Source organism: Nonomuraea sp. CA-141351 (genome assembly GCF_050944675.1).
Taxonomy (GTDB): domain Bacteria; phylum Actinomycetota; class Actinomycetes; order Streptosporangiales; family Streptosporangiaceae; genus Nonomuraea.
This window is the reverse complement of record NZ_CP191982.1, coordinates 3,798,080-3,815,512: the sequence shown is the minus strand read 5'-3', so window position 1 is coordinate 3,815,512 and position 17,433 is coordinate 3,798,080. Positions and strand designations below refer to the sequence as shown.

Sequence of the window (17,433 nt, the reverse complement as noted above, 5' to 3'; positions counted from 1 at the left end):
TCCCCCGCAGGGTAGCAAGCCAGCAGTCCCCCTGATCATGATGAAGGGGGACGGCGGGTGCTCGATCGATTCTTCGAGCTCACCGGGCGGGGGACCACCGTCGGCCGCGAGGTGCGTGGCGGGCTGACCACGTTCGTGGCCATGGCCTACATCATCCTGCTCAACCCCATCATCCTGGCCGGCGCCAAGGACGTCACGGGCGCCCGGCTCTCCATCGCCCAGCTGACCACCTCCACCGCGCTGGCCGCGGCCGTCTCCACGCTGCTGATGGCCTTCATCGGCAACGCCCCCTTCGGCCTGGCCGCCGGGCTCGGGCTCAACGCGGTCGTCGCCTACCAGGCCGCGCCCCACATGACATGGGCCCAGGCCATGGGCCTGGTCGTGCTGGAGGGCCTCGTCATCATCGTGCTGGCCGTGACAGGGCTGCGCACGCTCATCATGAACGCGATCCCGCTGGCGCTCAAACACGCGATCAGCGTGGGGATCGGGCTGTTCATCGCGCTGATCGGCCTGGTGGACGCCGGGTTCGTGGCGCGGGGCACGGGCACGCCCGTGCAGCTCGGCGCCACGGGCCACCTCACGGGCTGGCCGGTCGCGGTGTTCTCCTTCGGCCTGCTCCTGATGATCGCCCTGTACGTGCGCAGGACCCCGGCGGCGATCCTGATCAGCATCATCGTGACGGCCGGCCTGGCGATCCTGGTCAACTCGCTGGCCAGGGTCCCGCGCGGGTCGTGGGGCGTGGTCACGCCACACGTGCCGGAGCGCCTGATCTCGGCGCCGGACTTCGGGCTGGCCGGCGCGTTCGACCTGTTCGGCGGGTTCGCCAGGGCTGGGGCGCTGACGGCGGCCGTGGTGCTGTTCACGCTGGTGCTGTCGGGGTTCTTCGACGCGATGGGCACGATCATCGGCGTGAGCGACGAGGCCGGGCTCGTGGACGAGCGGGGACAGGTGCCCCGGCTGGGCCGGATCCTGACCGTGGACGGCGTGGGAGGCATGGTGGGCGGCTCTCTGAGCTCCTCGGCGAACACGGTCTTCGTCGAGTCGGCCGCCGGCGTCGGCGAGGGCGCGCGGACCGGCCTGGCCAGCGTGGTCACCGGCGCGCTGCTGGGTCTGACGCTGCTGTTCACGCCGCTGGCCGCGGTGGTGACCTCCGCCGCCGCGGCGCCCGCGCTGGTGCTGGTCGGAGCGCTGATGATGACGCAGAGCAAGAACGTGCCCTGGGACGACCTGGACCTGGCCGTCCCGGCGTTCCTGACGATCGCGCTGATGCCGTTCACGTACTCGATCACGAACGGGGTGGGCGCGGGCGTGATCGCCTACACCCTCGTCAAGGCGGCCAAGGGGCGCTTCTCCGAGATCCCGTGGCTGCTCTGGATCGTCTCGCTGATCTTCCTGGCCTACTTCGCGATCGACTGGCTGGAGGAGCTGTTCGGCCGTTAACGGAGGTCGCCGCTGTTGCAGGCCACGCCGTTGCCGTCGACGTCCTTGTACCAGTAGTACTCCTCATGCGTGCCCTTGGTGTAGGGGCCGTCTCCGGCGGCCACGGCCTCCTTGCAGCTCGCGTACCGCTTGTCGGGGGTGCGCCTGGAACCTGACGCCGGGTTCGTCGCGGCGGGGTTGGTAGCACCGGGGTTCGTGGTGCCGGGGTTCGTGGTGCCGGAGTTGGTGGTGCCGGGGTTCGTGGTGCCGGAATTGGTGGCGCCGGGGTTCGTGCTCTGCTGGTTTCCGGTCTGCGGCGGGGTGGGCGCACCCGTGGAGGCGGGACCGGTCGGCGCCGAGGTCGCCGGGGAGGTGTCCTGGCCGGGCGTGGTGCCCAGCAGACGCGCCACCAGGGCGTCGGCCTCCTCCTTCTCGAACCCCGCGATGCTCATGCTGTCGCCGTCCATGTACTGGGTGACGATCGGCGCGGCGAGCACGACCTTGGGCGCGTCCGGCTGCACAGGCGCCAGCACGATGGCGACCTGCCGCTGATCGGGCACCAGTTCGTCGATGAGCTGCACGAGGCGCTCCTTGAACCTCGGGGCGATCGCGATGCGCACGGAGTATTGCCCGTCCTTCTCGCGCACGGGCTGGACCGTCTGCACCGAGTCCACCGTGACGCCGTCCTCCAGCAGGTAGCAGGTGGTCTGCTCCTCGTCGAGCACGGCCTGGTCGCCGGGGCACGGCGCGGCCTTGGCCTGCCTGACGGGGGCGAAGTGGATGGGCACGGCCAGCTGCTGCGCCGGCGCGGCGCCTAAGAGCGGCGAGTCGGGATTCCTGGTCATCAGAACGGCGATCGTGCCGAGCACGCCCGCGACCAGCACGACGAGGACGAGCGAGACGATCAACACGATGGTGGTGAGTCTGCTGGCCTGCGGGTCCCCCGGCTCCGCGGTCGGCGGCTCTTCCGGCTTGTCCATCGATGTCGATCCCATCCTGACGTTCGGACTGCCGGTGAGCCTATCGAGGTCCGGCGGCACCGGGGTAATCAGCCGGATAATCCTCACCTATCCGTGAGATGGAGTGAGATGGAGGAAGAATGGAGGTGTACACGCACCTCACCGAAAAGAGTTCGCTCATGAAGGTCGGTGTTCCGCAAGAGCTCAAGAACAATGAATATAGGGTGGCGCTCACCCCGGCCGGAGCGTACGAGTTCGTGCGCCACGGCCACCAGGTTTTCGTGGAGCAGGGCGCCGGCCTCGGCTCCTCGATCCCCGACGCCGACTTCGCCGCGGCGGGGGCCGTCATGATCCCGGACGCCGATGAGGTCTGGTCGGTCAGCGACCTGGTCATGAAGGTGAAGGAGCCGGTGCCGGAGGAGTACCACCGGCTGCGCAAGGGGCAGGTGCTGTTCACGTACCTGCATCTGGCCGCCTCCAGGGCGTGCACGCAGGCACTGCTCGACTCGGGCTGCACCGCTGTCGCCTACGAGACCGTCCAGACGCCGAACCGCGCGCTGCCGCTGCTCGCGCCCATGTCCGAGGTGGCGGGGCGGCTGGCGCCGCAGGTGGGCGCGTACCACCTGATGCGCTCGCAGGGCGGCAGGGGCGTGCTCATGGGCGGCGTGTCCGGCGTGCACGCGGCGAACGTCGTGGTCATCGGGGCCGGCGTGTCGGGCATGAACGCCGCCGCCATCGCCCTCGGCATGCAGGCCGAGGTGCTGCTGCTGGACAACAACATCGACAAGCTGCGCCAGGCCGACATGATCTACCAGGGCCACTGCCAGACCGTCGCCTCCAACACGCTGGAGATCGAGCACGCGGTGCTGGAGGCCGACCTGGTCATCGGCGCGGTCCTGGTGCCCGGCGCCAAGGCGCCCGAGCTGGTGAGCAACGAACTGGTGAGCCGGATGAAGCCGGGCTCGGTGCTGGTGGACATCTCGATCGACCAGGGCGGCTGCTTCGAGGACTCCCGCCCGACCACGCACGCCGAGCCGACGTACCAGGTGCACGACTCGATCTTCTACTGCGTGGCCAACATGCCCGGCGCGGTTCCGAACACCTCGACGTTCGCCCTGACGAACGTGACGCTCCCGTACGCGCTGGCCATCGCCGACCTCGGCTGGCAGCGGGCCCTGCGCGAGGACCGGGCGCTCGCACTCGGCCTGAACACCCACGAGGGCCGCCTGACCAGCCGCCCGGTGGCCGAGGCGCACGGGCTGGAGTGGACGCCGCCGGAGCACGTTCTGTCCGCCTGACCCGCCCAAGGGACGTCAGCCCCTCCCCTCCCGAGGGACCCCAGCCGAAGTACGGAGGGGGCCCGAGCTACTTCTGGCTGGGCGACGGCGAGATGGTCTCCATCGGTGCCTGCTGGTCACCCGTGGGCTGCGGCGGCAGCGGCGCCTGGTCGGCCGTCGTGGTGATGGCGTCGTCGCCACCGCACGTGGCGCCGGGCTCCGGCGTGTCAGCCCCGTTCTGGAACTTCTTGATGAACGCGGGCAGCTTGGGGTCGGCCGGATCGTTCAGCTTGAGCTGGTGCCCCCAGGACGACGCGACCACCGGGGAAGGAAGGCCGGGGTACGGGCTGACCAGCATGTAGTCCTGCTGCCCCGTGGTCGTGGCGACTTCCTTCAGCTTGTCGATCTGCGCCTTGGGCAGGTCGGGCCGGTAGGTGATCCAGACGGCGCCGTGCTCGAGCGAGTGCACGCCGTGCTCGTTGTGGATTGGCTTGTCGTAGATCGAGCACATCTGCCAGTAGTTGTTGTGCTCGCCACCGACCGGCGGCGTCTCCTTGTACTTCACCGCGGTCCACACGTGCTGCCCGGCCTCGTACTTGTAGTTGGCCACGGCGTCCAACGAGGTCTCGCGGGCCTGCTTGATCAGGTAGAAGCCCACCACGCCGACGAGAACGACGATGATCAACCCGCCCGCTCCCCACATCAGCAGGGCGGCGCGGCGTTGTTTGCGCTTCTGCTCGGCCCGCATCTTGGCCAGATGCTCGCGCCGCGCCTGCGCCTTCTCCTTCGTCATCGTTCCTCCATCGGCGTGCCAACTCCGGTCACCCTATTGCCTTCCGGCGTATGCGGAGAATAAGACCCTTATAAGGGTCCGATCACGACGCCCTCTTCCTGTGGGTACGCTGGACGAGCCATGGAAAAGCCCGTGAGGAAACCCATCCTGATCGTCTGCGGCGTGCTCGTGCTCGCCGTGGCCGCGTTCCTGCTGTTCGGCCGCGACGGCACGCCCGGCGACACCTCGCCCGAAGCCGGGTTCGCCCGCGACATGGCCACGCATCACGCGCAGGCCGTCGACATGGCGTTCACGATCAGGGACAAGGGCCCGGCCAGGGAGATCAGAAACCTGGCCTTCGACATCATCAACACCCAGGCCAACCAGCGAGGCATGTTCCTGGGCTGGTTGCAGCAGTGGGGGCTGAGCCAGGCGACCGACCAGAAGGCGATGGCCTGGATGAACGGCCACGGCCACGGCGGCGGCGCCATGGCCACGCCCGGCGTCATGCCCGGCATGGCCACGCCGCAGCAGCTGACCCAGCTCAAGGAGGCACAGGGCACGCAGGCCGAGGTGCTGTTCCTGCAGCTGATGATCCGCCATCACGAGGGCGGCGTGCAGATGGCCGAGGGCCTGCTCAAGCTGTCCAACCGTCCCGAGGTGGTCAGCATGGCGCAGAAGATCGTCCAGGGGCAGAGCGGAGAGATCAAGCTCATGACGGAGCTGCTCAAGCAGCGAGGCGCGCAGCCCTACCCGTCGATACTCACGGCCCAATAACCGCCCCGGCAGACATGGACGCCGACGCGGTCGTGGTGGGGTCCGGGCCCAACGGGCTCGCCGCCGCCGTCACGCTCGCCCGCGCCGGGCGCAGGGTGCTGCTGCTGGAGGCGGCCGACCGGTTCGGCGGCGTCGCCCCCCGGGTGGGTCAGGGGTGGGCGGTCCGCATTTCCTCGGCGAGGGCGGCGGCGAAGGCGTCCACGTCCGCCTCCGTCGTGTCGAACGCACACATCCATCGCACCTCCCCCGTTGCCTCGTTCCACGTGTAGAAGCGGAACCGCTTCGCGAGCCGCTCGGTCACGTCCGGGGGCAGCACCGCGAAGACGGCGTTCGCCTCGACCGGCCGGGACAGCGAGACCCCAGGGATGCCGCTCACCGCCTCGGCCAGCCGCCGCCCCATGGCGTTGGCCTGGCGGGCGTTGCGGAGCCAGAGATCCCCCGACAGCAGCGCCTCGAACTGCGCCGACACGAACCGCATCTTCGACGACAGCTGCATGAACGTCTTGCGGATGTAGTCGACCCCGCTGGCCGCGGAGGGGTTGAGGACGACGACCGCCTCGCCGTACAGCAACCCGATCTTGGTGCCGCCGAACGAGAGCACGTCCACCCCCACATCCGTGGTGAGGGAGCGCAGCGGCACGTCCAGGGCGGCGGCGGCGTTGGTGAGGCGGGAGCCGTCGAGGTGGACGAGCAGCCCCAGGTCATGGGCGTGGGAGCAGATCGCCGCGAGCTCGTCGGCCGTGTAGAGGGTGCCCAGCTCGGTGGTGTTGGAGATGGACACCACGCGCGGCTGCGCCCGGTGCACGTCGCCGAACCCCCACGCCTGCCGGTCGATCAGCTCCGGCGTGAGCTTGCCGTCGGGCGTGGGCACGGTGAGCAGCTTGATGCCGCCCACCACTTCGGGCGCCCCGCCCTCGTCGGTGTTGATGTGGGCGCTCTCCGCGCAGATGACGGCCTCCCACTGGGAGGTCATCGAACGCAGCGAGACGACGTTCGCGGCCGTGCCGTTGAAGACGGGCCAGGCCTCCGCCTGCTCGCCGAAGTGCCGCTTGAAGACGTCTCGCAAGGCCTCGCTGTAGACGTCCTCGCCGTAGGCGATCTGGTGGCCGCCGTTGGCGGCGGCGATGGCCTGGAGGATCTCGGGGTGCACCCCGGCGTAGTTGTCGCTGGCGAACGCCTTGAGCCGGGGGTCGTGCCTGGCAGTCACGCAGTCAGGTCCAATCGGGTGCCGTTGATCTCGGCGGCGGGACGGTCGTAGAGAGCGCCGATCGCCGCTGCCAGGTCGTGTACGTCCGTGAAGCCGAGGAACTTCGCCTCTGGCTTGGCGGCCCGCATGGCGTCGTTCACCAGGGCCTTGATGACCAGGATGACCGCCGCGCTGCCGGTGCCGGACAGGGAGTCGGCCAGCGCGAGCGTCCACGCCTCCGAGGCCGCCTTGGCCGTGGCGTAGACGGCGCCGCCGGCGGAGGGCCGTTCGGCCGCCTTGGCCGAGACAATCACGAAGCGGCCGTTGTCACTGCGCCGCAGCAGCGGTTCGAAGGCCAGTGACACGTGCTGGAGCGTGCGGATCAGCAGGTCGTGCAGGAGGTCCCAGTCGTCGAGGCTGGTCTCGGCGAACGAGTCCGACCCGCGCCATCCGCCGACCAGATGCACCACGCCGTCCACCCGGCCGTGTTCACGGCCGATGCGGTCCGCCAGGTCCTGTACGGCGGCGCGGTCGAGCAGGTCGACGTCGTCCTTGTCGACACCGATCACAGTGTCGCCTTTTTTCCAGAAGAATTCGGAAACGGCCTCGCCCGTCGGCCCGCCGGCACCGGTAATCAGAATGATCATGCGCGCAGTCCCTTAGTCGATTCGACCACATCCGTCAGCTTACGGCGCAGCGCCTCGTAGAACATGCTGAGCGGGAACTCGTCCGGCAGCACCGCGTCCACCTTGGCCTTCTGCTCCTCCGGCAGCGCCTCAACCCCCTTGGCCCAGGTCGAGCCGGGGTGCGGCGCCACGTACGAGCTCACCAGCTCGTACGCCGCCAGCCAGTGCGCCAGCTTGGACCGGTCGATGCTGTCGCGGTACAGCTTCTCGACCTCGCCGCGCAGATCGGCGACCCCGTCCGCGACCCGCTCCCAGTCGATCGTGAGCCGGTTGTCCGTCCACCGCACGATGTCGTTGCGGTGCAGATAGGCGAAGAGCAGCTGCCCGCCGAGCCCGTCGTAGTTCCGCACCCGCTCGCCCGTGATCGGGAACCTGAACAGCCGGTCGAACAGGATCGCCACCTGCACGTACCGCGCGTGCGGCACCCCCCGCTCCTCCAGCTTCACGGCCTCGCCGAACGCGGTCAGGTCGCAGCGCAGCTCCTCCAGCGAGTACAGCCAGTACGGCATCCGCTGCTTGATCATGAACGGGTCGAACGGCAGGTCGCCGTGGCTGTGGGTGCGGTCGTGGACCAGGTCCCACAGCACGAACGTGTCCTGCGCGAGCCGCTGCGAGTCCAGCAGCCTGGCGGCGTCCGGCGGCAGGTCCAGCTTGAGCGTGCCGGCGGCCGCCTGCGACACGCGCCGGAACCGGGCGGCCTCGCGGTCGGCGAAGATCCCGCCCCAGGTGAAGCGGGCCGGGGCCTGCCGCACCGCGACCGTCTCGGGGAACAGCACGGCGGAGTGGGTGTCGTAGCCCGAGGTGAAGTCCTCGAACGTGATCGGCACGAACATCGGGTTGTCGTAGCCGCCCGCCTCGAGCTCGGCCAGCCAGTCCGGCCAGATCGTACGGATCCAGACGGCTTCGAGGTTGCGGTCGGGGTTGCCGTTCTGGGTGTACATGGGGAACACCACGACGTGCTCCAGCCCGTCCTCACGCTGGGTGTCGGGGTGGAAGCGGTCGAGCGAGTCGAGGAAGTCCGGCACGCCGAGGTCCTGCGCGGCCCACTTCGCCAGGTCGTCCTGGACGGCCTGGAGGTAGGCGGCGTCATGCGGGAAATATGGCGAAATTTCGCCCACCAGCGTCCCGATCTCGGCCACCAGCGCCTTGGCCCGCTCCTTGCCCTCCGGCACCGAGCCGTCCTTGACCTGGAGCGGCCTGAGCTCCTCCACGGCCGCCTTGAGCCGGGCGAAGACGGCCGCCTTGGCCTCGTCGCGGCCCTCGGCGGCGCCGCCGGCGTCCGGGACGCGGGCGGCCCAGGTGACCGCGTTGCCCCAGAGGCGGCGGTGGTCGTAGTCCTCGATGGAGTCGTCACCGAAGAGGTCGGAGTCGGCGAAGGCGACCACGCGCCCCCGCCCGTGCCGGACCGCGACGGCCAGCGGCGCACCCGCCGGGTCGGCGGTCGGCGAGGAGGCGAACAGCACCTCCGACTCGCCCGTGATCGTGAGGACCCCGGTGCGGTAGAAGCAGGCCGAGCGGACCCCGGCGAGCAGGCCGGAGGTGGTGGCGGGCTCGGCGAGCACCCAGGTGGCCACGTCCCGGTGCGCGTGCTTGGGGTCGCGCACCGTCGCGTGCTCCACGCCCACTCCGAAGCGGGCGAGCAGCTCGCGCAGGTTGTTGCCGTACTTGTCCTGCTCCTCCTCGGCCAGCACCACCAGTCCGCCGCCACCGGCCACGAAGGACTCGATCGCGTCCAGCTCGCCGGCGGTGAAGACGGGGCTGCCCTGGCCGGTGGTGCGTTCCCAGCGCTCTCCTGACGGGTGCGCGATCACCAGGACGTCCTGCTCCGCCAGGACCTCGGGCGTGAGCCCGCCCGACGTGCGGGCGGTGACCGTGTGCCCCAGGTGCCGCAGCAGCCCGGCCGCGCGCGCGTAGCTGTTGTCGTCAGGGTGGGCGGGGTTGATGGCCTCCGCCACCTCGCGGCGGACGGTCCACGACTCGCTGTGGGCCTCGTCGAACAGCACCCGAGGGAACGCTTGCATGAAATATCTCCTGTATCTACCGCCTTACGCAGAAAAATATACACAAAGATCGGCCATGCCCCGCCAAACCCTCACTCAGGCGGTGCCGGGCTGGACGACGCCGGTCTCGTACGCGAACACCACGGCCTGCGCCCGGTCGCGCAGGGACAGCTTCATCAGCACGCGCGCCACGTGCGTCTTGACCGTGGCCTCCCCCACGTACAGCTGCCTGGCGATCTCCGCGTTGGTGAGGCCGCGGGCCAGCAGCCGCAGCACCTCCAGCTCGCGCGGCGTCAGCTCGGCCAGCCGGGGCGAGGGCGTCGGCTCGGCCCGGCTCGCGAACGTGGCGATCACCCGGCTCGTCACCGCCGGGTCGAGCAGCGCGTCACCGGAGTGCACCACTCTGATCGCCTCCAGGAGCTGCTCCGGCGGCGACACCTTCAGCAGGAACCCGCTGGTGCCCGCGCGCAGAGCGGCGTAGAGGTTCTCGTCGGTGTCGAACGTGGTCAGCGTGATGACCTTGGGCGGCGACGGGGCGTCGAGCAGCTCCTTGGCCGCGGCCAAGCCGTCCAGTCTGGGCATCGAGATGTCCATGAGGACGATGTCCGGCCGCGTACGCCGGGCCACCTCGACTGCCTCGCGCCCGTCGGATGCCTCGCCGACCACTTCCATGCCGGGGTCGCTGTCGACGACCATGCGCAGCCCGGCCCTGACCATCGCCTGGTCGTCGGCGATGACTATGCGAATGCCCACACGCGGAGGGTAGACGCCGGGTGCCCGCTTTGGACACCCAGGCCAAGCCGCCCGCAAGTGAGTCACAAGTCACGACACCTGGACACTCTGCCTTATACGGGCCTGGGTTGCGTCGTCGCAGGCGGTCTTGGCGCAGAAGTACATCACGAGCATGGTCTTGGGCTGCCGGTCGATCACGTAGCTCACGAAGCCCAGCCTGGTGCCGCTCGCGGGGTCGTGCAGGGCGCCGTCGAAGCGGGTGGCGGGGCTGGTGCCGGCCTGGTCCTGCACGGGCTTGCCGACGTCGACCTCGCCGGGCAGCAGGGCCTCCATCTTGGCCTTCATCTGATCGGAGGTGCCGCTGGCGTCGAGGGTGTCGGAGACCTGGACGTACACGCCCGAGGCGCTGTCGGGATCGTCCGCGACGATCTGGGAGACCGCTGTCCAGTCGGCGCCCGGGCCGGCCACGAACAGGGACTCGAACTCGGGCGCGTGCGGCGAGGCCACCGCGAACAGGTCCTGGTGGGTCCGTACGGTCCAGTCGCCCGGATACTCGAACGTGAGCGGCGCGGCGGCGCTGGTCTTGTAGTGGGACCAGGTGTCGCTGCGGTGGTTCATGATGATCATGATGACCAGCGCGAGCGCCGCGACGGCGGCGACCAGCGTGGTGGCCACGATCGGGACGCGGCCCGGGCGCCTCGTGGTCGCGGACGGCTGCGTGGGCGGCGAGAGCCGGGACCCGAACCCCGGCGCCGCGTGGGGCCCGGACGTCGGCCCAGACGTCGGGGCCGCGTGGAAGCCGGACGTCGGCGCCGGAAGAGGCCCGGCGGAGGGACCGGTGTGCGGGCCTGAAGGCGGCCCGGACCCGGGCACGGGATAGGGCCCCGAAGGGAGGCCCTGACGCGGCACGAAGTGGGCGCCCCCCATCGGGTCGGACTGGAGTCCGCTGACGGCGTCACGCAGCACGGTCACGAACTCCGTGCAGGTCGCGTAGCGCTGCTCGGGCGACTTGGCCAGCGCCCGCATCATCACGGCGTCGACCTGCTCCGGCAGCTCGGGCCGCAGTTGCGACAGCGGCGCCGGCTGCTCGGCCAGGTGGGCCCAGAGCAGCGCGATGTCGTTCTCACGCTGGAACGGCAGCCGCCCCGACAGCGCCTCGTAGACCACGCAGGCCAGCGCGTACTGGTCGCAGCGGCCGTCGATGTGCTCCTTGTTGATCTGTTCGGGCGACATGTAGCGGGGCGTGCCGATGAACTGGTCGGTCTGGGTCAGCCCGGAGATCGACGAGCGGTGCTTGGTGATGCCGAAGTCGGTGAGGTAGACGTGGTCCCCGGCCAGCAGGATGTTGGCCGGCTTGACGTCGCGGTGGATCAGGTCGTGCGCGTGCGCGGCGTCGAGCGCGGCGGCGACCTGGGCGAAGATCTGGTTGGCCTGGCCTAGGGGCAGCGGGCCCCGGTCGTAGAGGAGGCGGCGCAGGTCGAGGCCGTCGACGTAGCGCATGGCGATGTAGAGCACGCCGTCGGCGTCGGCGTTGGCCTCGTAGATGGGGATGATGTTGGGGTGCTCGATGCTGGCGACCGTCCTGGACTCCAGGATGAACCGCTGCCTGAACCGGTCGTCGACGCTGAGCACCGGGTTGAGGATCTTCAGCGCCACCCGGCGGCTCAACCTGGGGTCGAGTGCAAGGTAGACGACGGCCATGCCGCCTTTGCCGACGATGTCCTCGATGTAGTACCCGGCCACCTCCTGGCCGATGAGCGATCTTTCGTTCAATGGCATCACGTCTCGATGGGGTGGCCGCAGTAGCCGCAGAAGCGATGTGCGGGCCCGAGTCGCATACCGCACGACGTGCAGTACTTGATCGCCGGATCCTGCGCGGTCATCACCTGCTGTTGCTGCGGGGCCACTTGGAACGACTGTGATCGCCGTACGACCACGGTCTGGTTGGCGCCGTCGTCGAGCGGTGGGCCGGCCGCCAGCGGCTCTGGCAGCTCTTCCGGTCTTTCAGGAGCGCGGCGGCGCCACAGCAGATACGCCCCGCCACCGGCGGCTATGAAAAGTATCCCGGCCGCCAGGATGAACGGCCACAGGGGCGTGGACCTGGCAGGGGTGCTCGCCGCCTGCTTCGTGCCCTTGTCCTCGGGCCCGCCCCGCTTGGCCAGCGAGGTCTTCAGCAGGTCGGCGGCCACCACGTTGCCCGGGTAGAGCTCGAGCACTCGCTGGAAGCCGGGCGCGGCCTCGGTGTAGTACTTGGTGTGGTAGCGGGTCAGCGCCGCCTCGAACGCGGTGTCGATCGCGCCTCTGCGCGGCACCACCTTGGCCGCGGCCAGGATGCCGGTGACCTCCCTGATCCCGATCATCCTGCCTTCTTTGCCGCCGCCGACCAGCAGGCCGATGACGTGGCCGTCCTTGTCGCCGATCACCGGCGCGCCGATCAGGCCCTTGTCGGCGAGCCCGCCCAGCTTGACCGGCTCGTCCACCTTCTTCTCCGGGTCGGCGAACGGCCTGCCGTTCTCACCGGCCACGCCGCCCTTGGCCAGGTGGGCGATCTCGACAGTGTGCTTGACGTTCGGACCCGGCCTGCCGAGGAAGCCCGCCACGTTGGTGGGCGAGCCCTCCTGCTCGGGCACCTTGTCGGCGAGCGGCGCGGTGGGCATGCCGACGCCTCCGGCCGTGGGGGTCACCGGCACGAGCACGGCGGGGCTGTCGGGCGTCGGGCCGGCCTTGATGCACTTGACCTTGAAGCCGTTGGGGCTGGGGGGCGACACGTTGGGGTAGGCCGTGATCTCGGTGGTCACGTTGATGATGCAGGTCGCCGTGTCGGTCTTGGGCGGGTAGCACTCCTGCAGGTGGTGGTCGAGCAGGTCGTCGGAGACGTGGTGCTTGGTGTAGTCGGCGGGGATCTTCACCTTGTGGTGCTCGGCGAAGATCTTGTTCGCCGCGTAGACGGCGGCGTCGTCGGGGTTCACCGCCAGGCGCCTGAGCGCGACGATGGTGCCGTCGGGATTGACGACGGTCCCCGTGCCGGCGCCGAACGGGATGTCGTAGGACCGCTCCACATGTTTGAGCTCGCCGATGTGGTCGAGCAGGGTGATCTCCACGTGGGACACGGCTTCCAGCCGCACCACGGCCGGGGTCACCAGGTCGGTGATCCCGCTGGGGTGCTCGTGAGCCGCGACCGGCATCGCGATCAGCACCAGTGCCGCCGCGACACCACCGGCAAGAGCTGTGAGGCGCGCCATCTCCGCTCCAAACGCAGGCCCTGGAACCAGGGTGCCAATCAGGTGCCGTAAGTCAATAGATCGCTGCATAGACAAGCGCTTGTTTGGTAGCATAACGTGCCTGAATGGGCTACACGATCGGCGTCGATGTCGGTGGCACCTTCACCGATGTGGTCCTTCGTGGCACGTACGGCGCGGTTTCCGTGGCCAAATGTTTGAGCACCCACTACGACCCCATCGCGGGCATCGTGGCAGGCGTTACGCGCGCGCTCGGCGACCGCGACCCGGCGCAGGTCACGCGGGTGGTGCACGCCACGACGCTGGCCACCAACGCGGTGCTCGAACGCAAGGGGGTGCGCGTCGCCTTTGTCACGACCCAGGGCTTTCGTGCCGCCATCCCGCTCGGCCGCTACGCCCGCGTCGAGGAGGACCGCTACGACCTGCGCTTCTCGCCCCCTCCTCCCCCGGTGGCCGCGGGCGACTGCTTCGAGGTGGTGGAGCGTGTCTCGGCGCGCGGCGCCGTAGTGACGCCCCTGGATCCTGACTCCGTACGGCACGTCGCCGCGGAGATCGCGGCGCGCGGGATCACGTCGGCGGCCGTGTGCCTGCTGCACTCGTACGCCAATCCATCCCATGAGCGGCAGGTCGCCGCGATCCTCCGCGAATCAATCCCGAACGTGGTGACGTCGTCGGAGATCTGGCCGGAGATCCGCGAGTACGAGCGGGCCACCACCACCATCATGTCCGCATACATAGGCCCATTGATGGCGTCTTACCTTTCGCGGCTCCGGGAGCGGCTGGCCGGGCTCGGGATCCACGCGCCCATCCACGTCATGGAGTCGAGCGGCGGCGTGATCTCCGCCGAACTGGCGGCCCGCCGAGCGGTGGCCACGATCGAGTCGGGCCCGGCCGCGGGGGTGCTGGCGGCGGCGGGTTCCGGGTTCGCGAACGTGATCTCGTTCGACATGGGCGGCACCACGGCCAAGACGTGCGTGGTGCGCGGTGGGCGTCCGGAGATCACGCACGAGTTCCATGTGGGCGGCAAGGGCAGCTTCGGGGGACGGCGCGCGGGCACCGGGGTGCCGATCAAGACCCCGGCGATCGACCTGGCGGAAGTGGGGGCGGGCGGGGGCAGCGTGGCCTGGCTCGACCCGGCGGGCGCCCTCCGCGTGGGCCCGCACTCGGCGGGCTCGTCACCCGGGCCCGCCTGTTACGGCCTGGGCGGCTCGGAGCCGACCGTCACGGACGCGAACCTCGTCCTCGGCTACCTCTCCTCGGCCTCACTCCCTCTGTCGCCTGCCTTGGCCGCCAAGGCCCTCGACCGGCTGGCGTCGCCCTTGAACGTGTCCCGGGAGGAGGCCGCGTACGCCGTGCACGAGATCGTGAGCGCCTCCATGGCATCGGCGGTGCACGTGGTGACGGTGCAGCGCGGCATCGACCCGCGCGGCTTCGCCCTGGTGGCCTTCGGCGGCGCGGGGCCCATGCACGCGGCCCGGGTGGCGGAGCGCTTCGGGATCGGGACGGTGGTGGTGCCCGCGTACTGCGGCGTGGCCTCGGCGGCAGGCCTGCTGTCGGGCGCCCTGTCCACGGACCGCGTCCTGTCCCGCCTGGACGCTCCCGATCCCTCGGCCGTCTTCACCTCCCTCGCCGCGGAGGCCGCCGCCGACCTGGGCGTCTCGCCTTCGGAGCCCGGAGTGCTGGTGTCGCGGTCGGTGGACGTCCGCTTCAAGGGCCAGTCCCACGACCTGACGGTGGAGTGGACGCCCGAGCGCCCGGTGCTGGAGGCGCGCTTCTCCGAGCGGTACGCGGAGGTGTACGGCATCGCGCAACGGGGCGAGATCGAGCTGGTCAGCTACCGCGTCCGCGTCACCGTCCCCGCCACCCCCGACGCCGCCCCCACTCCACACCCTCCCGGCGCCGGTGCGGCCGGAGCGCCACGCACGAAGCCGGGCAGCAGGCAGGCGTACTTCCCGGAGAGCGGCGGTTACACCGAGGTGCCGGTCCACACCAGGGACACCATGGGCGGCGACCACCTCCACGGCCCCGCGATCATCGAGGACGCCGAGTCCACGATCGTCGTCCCGCCCGGCTGGACCGCCGCCCTGGCCGGGACCCGTGCCGTACACCTCACCAGGAGCACGACATGCCAGACCCCCTGACCGCCGAGGTGCTCAGGAACGCACTGGTCGTGGCGGCCGAGGAGGCCAGCATCGTGGTGGTCCGCTCGGCGTACTCGACGTTCATCGTCGAGGGCTCCGACGCCTCGGCCGCCATCCTCGACGCCCGGGGCCGCCTGATCGCCCACTCCATGGCCACCACGCTCATGAACAGCATGGCGCTCAAGGTCGCGCTCCCCGAGCTGCTCAAGGACATCCCTCCGGACACGATGAGCCCTGGCGACGTGTACGTGCTCAACGACGCCTACCGCGGCGGCGTGCACACCAACGACCTGCTCGTCTACCGCCCGGTCTTCGTCCAGGGCGCCCCGGCGTACTTCACCGCCACCATGATCCACGTCTCGGACCTGGGCGGCCTCTCGGCGGGCGGCATGGCCCCGCTGGCCACGGACATCTTCCTGGAGGGCCTCCAGCTCCCTCCGGTACGCCTGGCGACCGGCGACGGCCTCGACCCCGCCATCGAGGCCGTGCTCAGGGCCAACAGCCGCACTCCCGACAAGGTCATGGGCGACGTACGGGCACTGGTGGCCGGGACGGCGGTGGCGGCCGCCCGCATGGAGAGCCTGGCCGGCGAGTACGGCGAGGAGGGCCTGCGGGCGGGCATCGACGACTACCTGGACTACACGGAGGCCAGGACCCGCGCGGCGCTGGCCGAGCTGCCTGAGGGCCGGTTCGAGGCGGCGTACTCGATCGACGACGACGGCATAAATCAGGAAAAAGCCCACCACATCCGCGTCGCTGTCACCCTCGGCGACGACCAGGCCGTGCTGGACTTCGCGGGCACGGACCCGCAGGTCCCGGCGGCGATCAACGCCTCGGCCTCGCAGTCCCTCGCCGCCGCCGTCTTCGCCGTCCGCTGCTTCCTGGACCCCACGATCCCCATGAACGACGGCTGCCTGCGCGCCATCGACGTGCGCCTCCCCCAGGGCTCCCTGCTCAACGCCCGCTCGCCCTATCCGTGCGGCGGCCGGTACGTCCCGATCTACGCCGCCATGGAGGCCGTCTTCCAGGCCATGTCGGACGCCGTCCCCGACCGCGCCATCGCCCCCAGCGGCATCCTGCAGCCGTTCTCGATCGCCGCGGTGGGGGCGCCGTACTGGATCCACCTCTCCTACGACTTCGGCGGCGTCGGCGCCCGCGTGGGCCTGGACGGCCCGGACGCGACGGGAGTGCACTTCGGCATCGGGCGCAACTCGGTGCCGCAGGCGGAGCCGGTGGAGAGCCGGTGCCCGCTGATCGTCGAGTCCGTCGAGACCATCCCGGACTCTGGCGGCCCCGGCCGCTTCCGTGGCGGCCTGGGCTCGCGCACGGTCTACCGCTTCCTGGCGGACTGTCACGTGACGACGCGCGGCGACCGCCTCCGGCTCGCGCCACCCGGCCGGGACGGCGGGCTGCCGGGGCGGCTCGGGGGGTTCTTCAAGCGTCACCCGGACGGGACGGTGGAACGGCTGGCGTCCAAGGTCAACAATGTGCGGTTCGCGGCCGGGGAGGCGTTCATAGTGGAGACCACGGGCGGCGCCGGCCTCGGCCCGCCCGGCGAGCGGGCCCGTGAGGCGGTCCTGGCCGACCTGGAGGCGGGGCGCGTCACGCCTCCAGGAGCGGTGGAGGACTACGAGTTCAGCCCCGGAGGCGTAGCAAATCGGCCGGATCGAAGCTCACGGGGAAGGGCGACGACAGTGTGACCGTGGTCCCCGCCTTGTGAGCGACAGGTCCTGCGTAGGTGCGACCGTCGAGTTCGTAGACGTAAACTGTCGGCCCTTCCATGGGCTCGATGCGCCAGTAGAAGGGAATGCCCGCCTCCGCGTATGCCGCCACTTTGGCCGCCCTGTCGAGCGATTTGCTGCTCGGGCTGACCACCTCCACAGCCAGGAGCAGGTCGCTGGGCGCGTAAATGAGGTCAACCACCTCAGATACCTGCTCCGGCACGACGACAAGGTCGGGTATGTAGAGATCCTCGTTGCTCGGGCTGACGTTGACGGTCGTCAAACATTCCAGCTCAGGCGGTGCTGCGGATTGAAGAATGAGCAGCAACCGGGTGATCACCCTCTGGTGACGGGGGGTGGGGGCAGGGCTCACTACAAGGCTCCCGTTGAAGAGCTCGTAACGGTTCCCGTCGTCGGGGAATCTGAACAGGTCGTCGACGGTGAACGGTGCGATCGGAAAAGCCATGCGTTCCGTCGGTTCGATCGTCGCCATTGCGGTCACCCACTCAGTATCGGGAGTCTCG

14 protein-coding genes and 1 pseudogene are annotated in these 17,433 nt (G+C 70.0%); 6 read left to right on the top strand and 9 right to left on the bottom strand.

Translation table 11 applies throughout. The features are described from left to right. The first annotated feature begins 57 nt into the window (after positions 1 to 57). Positions 58 to 1,440, top strand: coding sequence for an NCS2 family permease (locus ACQPWU_RS18070; RefSeq protein WP_433441458.1), 1,383 nt, complete (start codon positions 58 to 60; stop codon positions 1,438 to 1,440). On the opposite strand, the gene ACQPWU_RS18065 is transcribed toward ACQPWU_RS18070, so the two are convergent. Then, entirely contained in the window at positions 1,437 to 2,399 is a 963-nt protein-coding gene (locus tag ACQPWU_RS18065) for a pentapeptide repeat-containing protein (protein ID WP_433441456.1), read from the bottom strand. The two genes, ACQPWU_RS18070 and ACQPWU_RS18065, sit on opposite strands and share 4 nt — an antisense overlap. A 158-nt stretch (positions 2,400 to 2,557) precedes the next feature. On the opposite strand from ACQPWU_RS18065, the gene ald reads away from it, so the two are divergent. Continuing rightward, positions 2,558 to 3,676: an alanine dehydrogenase gene (gene ald / locus ACQPWU_RS18060; protein ID WP_433441454.1), complete on the top strand. Its 1,119-nt coding sequence runs from the start codon at positions 2,558 to 2,560 to the stop codon at positions 3,674 to 3,676. Between the two features lie 67 nt (positions 3,677 to 3,743). Here ald and ACQPWU_RS18055 read toward each other — a convergent pair whose 3' ends face one another. Continuing rightward, the gene (locus tag ACQPWU_RS18055) at positions 3,744 to 4,448 is read right to left on the bottom strand and encodes a DUF3105 domain-containing protein (RefSeq protein ID WP_433441452.1); all 705 of its coding nucleotides are present in this window, start codon (positions 4,446 to 4,448) and stop codon (positions 3,744 to 3,746) included. Between the two features lie 132 nt (positions 4,449 to 4,580). Here ACQPWU_RS18055 and ACQPWU_RS18050 point away from each other — a divergent pair, with 132 nt between their 5' ends. Together ACQPWU_RS18050 and ACQPWU_RS18045 are read left to right on the top strand one after the other, a co-directional pair. Then, positions 4,581 to 5,204, top strand: a complete 624-nt coding sequence (locus ACQPWU_RS18050; RefSeq protein WP_433441450.1) for a DUF305 domain-containing protein — start codon at positions 4,581 to 4,583, stop codon at positions 5,202 to 5,204. Between the two features lie 14 nt (positions 5,205 to 5,218). After that, positions 5,219 to 5,332 (top strand): annotated as a pseudogene (locus ACQPWU_RS18045) (FAD-dependent oxidoreductase); the annotation flags it as partial. Positions 5,333 to 5,352: 20 nt separating this feature from the next. Here ACQPWU_RS18045 and ACQPWU_RS18040 read toward each other — a convergent pair. The 6 genes from ACQPWU_RS18040 to ACQPWU_RS18015 all read right to left on the bottom strand — a co-directional run bounded on the left by ACQPWU_RS18040 (position 5,353) and on the right by ACQPWU_RS18015 (position 13,050). Further along, the gene (locus ACQPWU_RS18040) at positions 5,353 to 6,411 is read right to left on the bottom strand and encodes a threonine aldolase family protein (protein WP_433441448.1); all 1,059 of its coding nucleotides are present in this window, start codon (positions 6,409 to 6,411) and stop codon (positions 5,353 to 5,355) included. Continuing rightward, positions 6,408 to 7,037 (bottom strand): SDR family NAD(P)-dependent oxidoreductase, encoded by a 630-nt coding sequence (locus tag ACQPWU_RS18035; RefSeq protein ID WP_433441446.1) that lies wholly within the window; start codon positions 7,035 to 7,037, stop codon positions 6,408 to 6,410. The genes ACQPWU_RS18040 and ACQPWU_RS18035 overlap by 4 nt, the downstream gene beginning before the upstream one ends. Next, positions 7,034 to 9,097 carry a DUF6421 family protein gene (locus ACQPWU_RS18030; protein WP_433441444.1) on the bottom strand — a complete coding sequence of 688 codons (2,064 nt, stop codon included), beginning with the start codon at positions 9,095 to 9,097 and terminating at the stop codon, positions 7,034 to 7,036. Before ACQPWU_RS18030 ends, ACQPWU_RS18035 begins: the two co-directional genes overlap by 4 nt. 75 nt (positions 9,098 to 9,172) lie before the next feature. Then, the gene (locus ACQPWU_RS18025; protein WP_433441442.1) at positions 9,173 to 9,829 is read right to left on the bottom strand and encodes a response regulator; all 657 of its coding nucleotides are present in this window, start codon (positions 9,827 to 9,829) and stop codon (positions 9,173 to 9,175) included. 69 nt (positions 9,830 to 9,898) lie between these two features. Next, the gene (locus tag ACQPWU_RS18020) at positions 9,899 to 11,587 is read right to left on the bottom strand and encodes a serine/threonine protein kinase (protein WP_433441440.1); all 1,689 of its coding nucleotides are present in this window, start codon (positions 11,585 to 11,587) and stop codon (positions 9,899 to 9,901) included. Further along, on the bottom strand, positions 11,587 to 13,050 hold the full coding sequence (locus ACQPWU_RS18015; protein ID WP_433441438.1) for a zinc ribbon domain-containing protein: 1,464 nt from the start codon (positions 13,048 to 13,050) through the stop codon (positions 11,587 to 11,589). The genes ACQPWU_RS18020 and ACQPWU_RS18015 overlap by 1 nt, the downstream gene beginning before the upstream one ends. Before the next feature lie 104 nt (positions 13,051 to 13,154). Here ACQPWU_RS18015 and ACQPWU_RS18010 point away from each other — a divergent pair, with 104 nt between their 5' ends. Both ACQPWU_RS18010 and ACQPWU_RS18005 read left to right on the top strand, forming a co-directional pair. Further along, positions 13,155 to 15,188, top strand: a complete 2,034-nt coding sequence (locus ACQPWU_RS18010; protein WP_433441436.1) for a hydantoinase/oxoprolinase family protein — start codon at positions 13,155 to 13,157, stop codon at positions 15,186 to 15,188. Beyond that, complete coding sequence (locus ACQPWU_RS18005; RefSeq protein ID WP_433441434.1) at positions 15,173 to 16,888, top strand: hydantoinase B/oxoprolinase family protein; 1,716 nt, start codon at positions 15,173 to 15,175, stop codon at positions 16,886 to 16,888. The genes ACQPWU_RS18010 and ACQPWU_RS18005 overlap by 16 nt, the downstream gene beginning before the upstream one ends. Here ACQPWU_RS18005 and ACQPWU_RS18000 read toward each other — a convergent pair. Beyond that, complete coding sequence (locus ACQPWU_RS18000; RefSeq protein ID WP_433441432.1) at positions 16,824 to 17,402, bottom strand: Uma2 family endonuclease; 579 nt, start codon at positions 17,400 to 17,402, stop codon at positions 16,824 to 16,826. The two genes, ACQPWU_RS18005 and ACQPWU_RS18000, sit on opposite strands and share 65 nt — an antisense overlap. Positions 17,403 to 17,433: the final 31 nt, after the last annotated feature.

Coding starts and splice junctions, on each gene's coding strand:
- ACQPWU_RS18065 (WP_433441456.1), bottom strand. CDS start 2,399: ATGGACAAGCCGGAAGAGCCGCCGACCGCGGAGCCGGGGGACCCGCAG.
- ald (WP_433441454.1), top strand. CDS start 2,558: ATGAAGGTCGGTGTTCCGCAAGAGCTCAAGAACAATGAATATAGGGTG.
- ACQPWU_RS18055 (WP_433441452.1), bottom strand. CDS start 4,448: ATGACGAAGGAGAAGGCGCAGGCGCGGCGCGAGCATCTGGCCAAGATG.
- ACQPWU_RS18035 (WP_433441446.1), bottom strand. CDS start 7,037: ATGATCATTCTGATTACCGGTGCCGGCGGGCCGACGGGCGAGGCCGTT.
- ACQPWU_RS18030 (WP_433441444.1), bottom strand. CDS start 9,097: ATGCAAGCGTTCCCTCGGGTGCTGTTCGACGAGGCCCACAGCGAGTCG.
- ACQPWU_RS18020 (WP_433441440.1), bottom strand. CDS start 11,587: ATGCCATTGAACGAAAGATCGCTCATCGGCCAGGAGGTGGCCGGGTAC.
- ACQPWU_RS18015 (WP_433441438.1), bottom strand. CDS start 13,050: ATGGCGCGCCTCACAGCTCTTGCCGGTGGTGTCGCGGCGGCACTGGTG.
- ACQPWU_RS18010 (WP_433441436.1), top strand. CDS start 13,155: ATGGGCTACACGATCGGCGTCGATGTCGGTGGCACCTTCACCGATGTG.
- ACQPWU_RS18005 (WP_433441434.1), top strand. CDS start 15,173: ATGCCAGACCCCCTGACCGCCGAGGTGCTCAGGAACGCACTGGTCGTG.
- ACQPWU_RS18000 (WP_433441432.1), bottom strand. CDS start 17,402: ATGGCGACGATCGAACCGACGGAACGCATGGCTTTTCCGATCGCACCG.